General features: G+C 43.0%; 7 protein-coding genes. 1 reads left to right on the top strand and 6 read right to left on the bottom strand.

The features are described 5' to 3' along the window. Positions 1 to 179: 179 nt before the first annotated feature. The 6 genes from HMPREF2704_RS08355 to pflB all read right to left on the bottom strand — a co-directional run bounded on the left by HMPREF2704_RS08355 (position 180) and on the right by pflB (position 7,101). Positions 180 to 1,442, bottom strand: a complete 1,263-nt coding sequence (locus HMPREF2704_RS08355) for a hydroxymethylglutaryl-CoA reductase, degradative (protein ID WP_023919157.1) — start codon at positions 1,440 to 1,442, stop codon at positions 180 to 182. Then, positions 1,442 to 2,614 carry a hydroxymethylglutaryl-CoA synthase gene (locus HMPREF2704_RS08350; RefSeq protein WP_023919155.1) on the bottom strand — a complete coding sequence of 391 codons (1,173 nt, stop codon included), beginning with the start codon at positions 2,612 to 2,614 and terminating at the stop codon, positions 1,442 to 1,444. Before HMPREF2704_RS08350 ends, HMPREF2704_RS08355 begins: the two co-directional genes overlap by 1 nt. Positions 2,615 to 2,793: 179 nt before the next feature. Next, complete coding sequence (locus HMPREF2704_RS08345; RefSeq protein WP_037599499.1) at positions 2,794 to 3,030, bottom strand: hypothetical protein; 237 nt, start codon at positions 3,028 to 3,030, stop codon at positions 2,794 to 2,796. Positions 3,031 to 3,136: 106 nt separating this feature from the next. Further along, positions 3,137 to 3,604 carry a threonine/serine exporter family protein gene (locus HMPREF2704_RS08340; RefSeq protein WP_023919151.1) on the bottom strand — a complete coding sequence of 156 codons (468 nt, stop codon included), beginning with the start codon at positions 3,602 to 3,604 and terminating at the stop codon, positions 3,137 to 3,139. Positions 3,605 to 3,608: 4 nt separating this feature from the next. Continuing rightward, a complete protein-coding gene (locus HMPREF2704_RS08335) occupies positions 3,609 to 4,367 on the bottom strand; it encodes a threonine/serine exporter family protein (protein ID WP_023919150.1) in 759 nt (252 codons plus the stop codon). 418 nt (positions 4,368 to 4,785) lie between these two features. Beyond that, on the bottom strand, positions 4,786 to 7,101 hold the full coding sequence (gene pflB, locus HMPREF2704_RS08330) for a formate C-acetyltransferase (RefSeq protein WP_003005386.1): 2,316 nt from the start codon (positions 7,099 to 7,101) through the stop codon (positions 4,786 to 4,788). Positions 7,102 to 7,361: 260 nt separating this feature from the next. Between pflB and dinB the strand changes: the two genes are divergently transcribed. Then, positions 7,362 to 8,468, top strand: coding sequence for a DNA polymerase IV (gene dinB / locus HMPREF2704_RS08325; RefSeq protein ID WP_070846231.1), 1,107 nt, complete (start codon positions 7,362 to 7,364; stop codon positions 8,466 to 8,468). Positions 8,469 to 8,670 lie beyond the last annotated feature (202 nt).

The following is an 8,670-nucleotide window of genomic DNA, read 5'->3' as shown; positions in this document are numbered from 1 at the left end:
TTATTGAGCCTAAGGTCTCAATAATTCCGAGTGCTAGAAACAAAAGTGTTTCTAGCACTTTTTTCACGGCGGAAAGTTTCATTATATTCTCGATTCATTTAAAAAATTAGAACTCATTTTTATTTCTTTGCAGAATCACTTGACCTAATTTACTAAAGAATTAGTTTGTCTTAGTTCTTTTATTTTCTCAATTCTTGTAAGAGTGTTTGTGCCTTCTCTAAGTTAAAGGGTTTGTTTTCAAGGAGTTGGCTGACCAATCGGGGAACTTCCTCTTCCTTTGCTCCTGCTAGAAGGGCTAGGGAGCGTGCTTGGAGTTTCATATGTCCTGCTTGAATTCCTGTGGTGACTAGGGCTTTGAGGGCCGCGAAATTCTGCGCCAAACCGAGCGACGCAATGATACCTGCTAATTCAATAGCAGAAGGCTCTCCTAGCAAACGGTTGCTGACTTGAACCGTTGGGTTGAGGCCAATCGAGCCTCCTTTTGTCGCAACCGGCATTGGTAGGGTGATCTCTCCATAGAGTTTTTTCTCTTCCGGCTGACTTGTCCAGTGACTCAAACCCTTGTAAGAACCACTTTGTGCAGCATAGGCATGGGCTCCTGCTTCGATGGCCCGCCAGTCATTGCCTGTCGCAAGGACTAGGGCATCAATCCCGTTAAAAATTCCCTTGTTATGAGTAGCCGCACGGTAAGGATCCACTTGAGCCAGTTGGCTAGCTAGCTCCATCCGGTGGGCAATCTCAATGGCTTCATCAGGATTTCGACTCAGTGCTTTAAAATCGATGGCACACCGTGCACTCACTAAAGAGCGAGTAGCCAAGTTGGATAAAATTGCCATCAAGGCCTGACCACCAGAGAGTTCCTGGATGCGATCGGTCAGAGCTTCCAGCATGGTGTTGAGCATATTGGCTCCCATGGCTTCTTTGGGATCGACGGCCAAGTAGACAATAAGAAAATCCCCCTTGTTTTCGACCCAAAGATCTCTCGCTCCACCTCCACGCTTAACGATAGAAGGATAGGCTTCATTAGCGAGCTGAAGAAGGGTTTTCTTGTCTTCTAGGATACGCTTGCTAGCAACTTCCATGTCTTCAACATCCGTCAGAGTAATCTCACCGATCATTTGGCGTTGGTACACCTGGGTGGTGAAACCGCCTGAATGTTGAATGAGCTTGGCCGCAAAGCTGGCAGCTGCTACCACGGAAGGCTCTTCTGTGACCATGGGAAGGACATAGTCACGACCATTGATCAGGAAATAAGGAGCAAGGCTAAAGGGCAAGTCAAAAGTCGACAAGACATTTTCCGTCAATTGATCTGCAATAGAAAGGGGAAGTCCCTTTTGTTCTTTTAAGATCTGTGCTTCATCCCAAGTTAAGAGGCCTTCCTTCAGTAAGGCCTCTATGCGTTCTGTGGGAGAAAGTTTTGCAAAACCTGGTAATCGTGCCATTATTTTTCTACTTTCTGGTAAGTGCGTTGGTGTTCCTTGATCTCTGTCAAAGCAAAAGTTTGATGCGTAGCAGGCTCAAACACTTGATTGCCACTAGGATCTAGATCTACTTCCTCATAAAAGAGTCGTTCGTAGTCAGCAACACTAAGAACCATACGTTGGTCCAGTTTTCCCATGCGTTTGTGATCTAAGAGTTGCTCAAAACCAGGAACAAGGTTGGCACTAAAGATCTCAGAAACCGCTCCACTTCCATAGCTAAAGAGGGCGATTCGGTCCCCAGCTTTGAGTTGGGGGTCATTTTCCAGTAGTGACAGCAAGCCTAGGAAAAGAGATCCAGTGTAGATATTTCCCACGCGTTGGCTGTATAGAATCGATTGATCAAAGTTGTATTGTAATTGATCTTTTTTCTCTTCTGATAATGACTTATCCAAGATTTTTTTCAAGCCCTTGAGAGCTAATTTTGGATAAGGTAAATGGAAGCAGACGGCCGCAAAGTCTGTCAAGGTAAGGCCAGTCCGTTTCTGGTATTCCGCCCAAGTTGTTTTCAGAGAATCTAGATATTGTTGCGTTGAATAAATCCCATTCACGAAGGGAGTTGTCGCATAATTTGGACGCCAAAAATCCATGACATCGCGTGTTTGGGCAACATTATCATCGTTAAAAGATAGAATACGAGGATTTTGGCTGATCAGCATAGCAACCGCTCCAGCCCCCTGTGTTGGTTCTCCAGGAGTTCCAATTCCGTATTTAGCAATGTCACTGGCAATGACCAAAACCTTACTCTGTGGAAATTTTTCAACATGGAGTTTAGCATAATCCAAGGCAGCAGTCGCAGCATAACAGGCTTCTTTCATCTCAAAAGAGCGAGCGAAAGGCTGGATGTCTAGTAAGCCATGGACAAAAACAGCAGCAGCCTTACTCTGGTCAATTCCAGATTCTGTCGCAAGAATCACCATGTCGATCGCTTCTTTATCTTCGTCTGTTAAAATATCATCTGCTGCAGTAGCAGCCAATGTGACGATGTCTTCTGTGATCGGTGCAACACTTTGTTCTTTTAAGAGAAGACCCTTGCTCAGTTTTTCGGGATCAGTATCACGAGCAGCGGCCAAATCTTCTAAACGCAAGACATAAGGGCTCGTCGCAAAACCAATCTTATCAATCCCAATTGTCATTCTTAACCTCTTTTTTATTTGATATCTACTAGTATATTTCGTTACTATTTTACCATATTTAAGGGTAAAACTCCTTTGAAAAAGCTAGATCAGCAAGGAAATCATTCTCGGGACCGATTTTGCAATGTTTCAAAGAAAAATAGAGAATCTATAAGAAAAAGCCATCCTCAGATGGCTTTTCAACTCTTATCCTTGCTTATCTTTTTAGGATTGCTCATGATTCGTATGAAGAGTTCTTTGCATTTGTCTCTTAGAACATTTTCGTAGAAGACGAGTATAGCGATGTTCACAATCATAAAGTTCAAGGTCAGATAGAACAAGTCAAATGAATTACGGGCATAATCAGTCGCTAATAGATAGGAGGAGAGGGCTCCTAGAATTATATAAGGAAGATACTTGATATACTTGTTTATCATCATACAGCACCTCGCATACTTTAAAGGATTTGTTTTTTCACTTTTATTGTATTCTTTTATGTGGAAAATGCAAGCGATGACACTCATAAAAATTGAACAACCAATGCTAGTTGGCATTGGTCATTTTTCTTTTTTGATGGCGTTGGTAGGAATGGTAGAGTTTCAAGACGACAGATCCACTAGCCATCCCGATGGAGATGACCAAGGCCAGAATCACAACTAGGGTCACGCTGGTCACTGCTTGGCGATATTGGCCACTGACAAAGAAGGAAGTGGTGCGATAGGAAATATATCCAGGAACCAAGGGTGCGAGAATGGACAACATAAAGACCACGACAGGCGTCTTGAGAATGATACTTAAAATCTGACTGATACAGGAGCCGACAATGGCGGCGATAAAGGTTGCAACGATGACATTGGTAGGCCCTTTCAGGATATAGTAAAGTAGCCAGATGCCCATCCCTAAGGTTCCTCCAGGAATCAACATGGAGCGCTGCACATTTAGGACAATTAAAAAGGTGATGATGGCAATCAAACTGGCCACCGCTTGGATTAAAAATTCAGTTAGGTTCATGATTTTATTTCATAAGGACGAGGGCAACGGTTGTACCGGCACCAAGTGCAAGAGTAATGAGGAGAGTCTCAAAGAGTTTGCTCATCCCAGAGTTGAGGTGGTAATTCATCAGATCTCGGACGGCATTAGTCATAGCGATTCCAGGAACGAAGGGCATGACACAGCCTGCGATAATGAGATCGGTATTGGAAGGAAAACCACTATAGCGCGTCCAGATATGGGCCAAAAAGCCAAAGACAAAGGCGGCCGCAAAGGCAGTGGCAAAAGGAATGCGAACGTATTTCTCAACGACAAGAGAAAAAGCAAAGGCAAAGACAGTCGCAATACCTGCTCCAATCGCATCATAGAAATTTCCTCCAAACATGATGGAGAAGAAAGGAGCACTGAGGGTTGCCGCAATGGTCAACTGGAGATTGGTATAAGGAACGCGCTTCATTTTCAACTCGCTCAGGGCTTGGTAGGCTTGCTCGAGATCGATCTCTCCAGAGACGAGTTGACGAGAGATCTGATTGACATCACAGACCTTTTCAATATTATAATTAGTCCGCAAGATCCGTTTCATGCGCGTGACATTGGCATTCTCAATTGAAAAGAAAATAGCGACTGGCATCGCTAAAACATTACAATCGACGATTCCCTGTGAATGGGCGATCCGGATCATGGTATCTTCGACCCGGTGAATCTCAGAACCGCTCTCTATCAGGAGGGTTCCAGCTAACATCAGGACGTCGATCACTTGGTTGATCTGTTTTGACTCTTCCATAATTTCCTTCTTACTAAATAATCTGTTTCTATTATAGCAAAAAAGGACGAGAGACAGAACTAAAATCTGACAATTCTAGTTTGTTTCTTATCCTTTCTGAATTCGCTTAGAATAGCTATTGTTTAGGCTTATCATTCGTTAACTCGGGTGGTGGTGCTGCACGGTGCTATCCTGGACGAGAAGGGTTGCTAAAAAGATCAGTGCAATCAGGATAAAGAGCCAAATAATAGCGAAAATAAATGTTAAAAACATAGGATCACCCCTTCTATATTATTTACAGCTCTACTATAACACTTGGAGAAAGCGCTGTCAAACTCTATATAGTAGGCTCTTAAACTCTTTCAAAATTCAGAATACTCTTGCGATGGGGATGAAAAAACCAGCCGTTTCCGACTGGTTTTTAAGACCTATTTGAATCTTAGTTCAAGGCATCATCCATTGAAAGAACTTCGTGGAAGACACGTTGTGTCAATTCAGTTTTTTGTTCTGGAGTGAGGTATTTAGTGTTTACACAGTATCCAGAGATACGAACGATAACGTCTTCACCTGACATGATCTTTTCGTAAACATCGTTCAAGTCCATAACGTTCAAGTTACAGTGTTGTCCACCGTTTTCGAAGTATCCATCAAGGATGGTTACCAAGTTATCAACTTGTTCGTCACGAGTTTTACCAAGAGCACGTGGTGATACTTGAGTAGTGAGTGAGATACCATCAGCTGCGTAACCAAAGTCAAGGCTAGCAAGTGAGTTCAAGTTTTGCAACCATCCACCTTTAGCTTTGTTAGATGGGTTAGCACCTGGTGAGAAGAATTCCAATTTAGACAAGTTCACAGAACCATCTTCGTTGAGGTATACCCCTTTGTGGACTGGTGAGTTACCAGTTTGTTTAGAGTAAGCAACGTTAGAAGTGATGGTAAGAAGTGAAACAGTTGCTTCAGCGTTCTTGTAAAGTTTGTGGCTGCGAAGACGAGTAGTGTAAGCTTCGATCAACCATTCTGCCAATTCGTTAGAACGTGGGTCATCTTCACCCCAACGTGGGTATTCACCGATTGTTTCGTAATCGTAGATGTAGCCATCTTCGTCACGGATTGGTTTAACAGTAGCATATTTGATTGCTGACAAAGTATCAACAGTGTTAGCGAATCCACAGATACCGAATCCCATGTTAGCGCGTTGGTGAGTTGGCAAGAAGGCCATTTGAACAGCTTCGTAGTTGTACTTATCAGTCATGTAGTGGATGATGTTCAAAGCATCTACGTAAGTGTCCGTCAACCAGTCAAGAGATTTTTCGAAGTTTGCTTTAACAGATTCGAATTCAAGAACTTCGTCACGGATTGGATCGATGTCAAATACTTTATAGTCTTTATGAACATCGTCGTAACCACCGTTCAAACCAGTAAGAAGAGCTTTAAGAACGTTAACACGAGCACCGAAGTATTGGATGTTGTGGCGTTGTTCTTCGTTTTCTGGGTCAAGTGGAGATACACAACATGAGATACAGCTCATTTCACCGTATCCGTCTTTCGCCATTGTTGTTACACCTTCGTATTGGATAGAAGAGTGTTTATGGCTCATGTGCATACAGTAGCGACGGAAGTTGTATGGCAATTTGTCAGTCCAAAGAACTGTCAAGTTTGGTTCTGGAGAGTTACCGATGTTGTCCAAAGTGTTCAAGAAACGGTAGTCCATCTTAGTAACACGGTGACGACCGTCGTTACCCATACCAGCCATTGATGTTGTGATGAAGGTTGGGTCACCTGAGTACAATTCGTCGTAAGCTTTTGTACGAGCAAATTTAACAGTACGCAATTTCATAACGAAATCATCAACGAATTCTTGGATTTCTGATTCAGTGTAAGTACCACGAGCCAAGTCACGTTCAGCGTAGATATCCAAAACGATTGGCACACGTCCAAGAGAAGTAGCAGCACCGTTGATCACACGGCAGACAGCCATGAAGGCGATGTTTGTCCATTGGATCGCTTCTTTTGTATCGAAGGCAGGACGACGTACGTCTACACCATAAAGGTCACCCAATTTAACAACTTCTTGAAGTGCTTGGTATTGAAGGTTTACTTCTTCACGAAGACGGATTGATTCTTCATCGATTTCAGTAATAGAGTTCCAGTCGTTTGCTTTTTCAGCCATCAAGTAGTCAGCACCGTAAAGAGCAAGACGTGCATAAACACCGATGATACGTCCACGAGAGTAAGCATCTGGAAGACCAGTTACAGTGTGAGCGTGACGAGCGCGACGGATGTTAGAAGTGTAAGCGCGGAAGATACCATCGTTTACAGTTGTAACGTATTTTGTGAAGATTTCATGAACTGCTGGATCTGGTTCGTATCCATTTTCTTTCAAAGTAGTTTCCGCCATACGGATACCACCACGAGGCATGAAGTTCAATTTGAACAATTCATCATTTTGGATACCGAAGATGACTTCGTTTTCTTTGTCGATATATCCAGCTGCGATATCAGCGATAGATGTTGGACGGTTATCGTATGGGAAACGAGTTTCTTCGTAATGAGCTTTTGTTTCTTCAACAATCTTCTTGATGTGAAGAGAACGTTCAGTTGGACCAGCTAGGAAGCTTTCATCTCCATCATAAGGTGTGTAGTTAGCTTGAACGAAGCGAGAAACACTTGCTTTTTCTTTCCAATCTTCACCTTTGAAGCCTTCCCAGGCTTTGTCAAAAATATCTTGTGCTTCAACGACTGTTTTAACAACCATTTTTATTTTCCTCTATTGTCTTTCTAGCAACTATATCTGTTGCACTTACAATAGTAGTATACCATACAGAAACCGGTTACACAAAGAGAAATTGCGAAAAATAGCAGATTCTTTTATAATACAGTTTCAACTCTTCTGCGATACTGTACTACATTTTTGAAAATGAACACGAATTTCCATCAATTTTCATGTTTTTAGGAGGGGCCGATTTTTGCAATTCTAAAATTTTCTTCTTATAATAGAAAAAAGGAGGGTGAAAAATGCTGATATTTCCATTGTTGAATGATACGAGTCGCAAGATTATTCATATTGATATGGATGCATTTTTTGCTGCTGTCGAAGAAAGAGACAATCCTAGTTTAAAGGGGAAGCCTGTCGTAATTGGCCAGGACCCTCGTCAATCAGGAGGGAGAGGTGTGGTCTCGACCTGTAACTATGAAGCACGGAAATATGGCATTCATTCGGCTATGAGTTCCAAAGAAGCGCTGGATCTTTGTCCCCAAGCGATCTTTATCTCTGGAAATTATGAGAAATACCGAGAAGTGGGCGAGCAGGTTCGTGAGATTTTCAAGCGTTATACAGATGTGATCGAGCCCATGAGTATTGATGAAGCCTATCTAGATGTGACGGAAAATAAAATCCAGAGCAAATCAGCTGTCAAGATTGCTCGCTTGATTCAGCATGCGATCTGGGAAGAGCTGCATCTCACAGCTTCAGCGGGTGTTTCTTATAATAAGTTTTTGGCAAAGATGGCGAGTGACTACCAAAAACCCCGTGGCCTAACGGTGGTCTTGCCGGAGGATGCTGAGGATTTCCTGAGCCAGATGGACATTGCCAAATTTCACGAGGTAGGAAAGAAGACAGTGGAGCGCCTGCATGAGATGGGTGTCTATACTGGCGCGGATCTTTTAGCTATCCCGGAGATGACCTTGATTGATCGATTTGGGCGCTTTGGCTATGATCTCTTTCGTAAGGCGCGAGGGATTCACAATAGCCCTGTCAAGAGTCATCGCATCCGCAAGTCGATCGGAAAAGAGCGGACCTACCGCAAGCTCCTTTATGCTGAAGATGATATTTTAGAAGAAATTACCAATCTGTCCAGTAAGGTGGCCCAATCGCTGGAAAAACACGGCAAGCAAGGAAAGACCTTGGTCTTAAAAGTGCGCTATGGAGACTTCACCACCCTGACCAAGCGAATGACACTGACGGAGCCAACACGAGAGGCTGAGCGGATCAATCGTTCCGCTCGCCATATTTTTCAAGAAATTGAATCGACAAATACTGGAATCCGCCTCTTGGGTGTCACCATGACCAATTTCGTCGATCATACCGAGTTGCCTTTGGTGGAAGAAAAAGAAAACGACTAGTTTGTTCACTAGTCGCCTAAGATTTATGACAAAGTCATCTTAGAAACTTTCCTTAGGTGAGTACGGACGTCAGCGAACTTCTACGAAGTTCCATGACTTAGTTTTGAACCTAAAGTTTCAAAACTCCCGAGTGCTAGAAACAATAGTTTTTCTAGCACTTTTCTCACGGCGGAAAGTTTCAGTTGTATTTGAATGAGCCTTA

It is taken from the genome of Streptococcus sp. HMSC076C09 (assembly GCF_001837905.1).
GTDB lineage: Bacteria > Bacillota > Bacilli > Lactobacillales > Streptococcaceae > Streptococcus > Streptococcus parasanguinis_I.
Note: the sequence above shows the minus strand (reverse complement) of the source record. Positions and strands in the feature narration are given on the sequence as shown.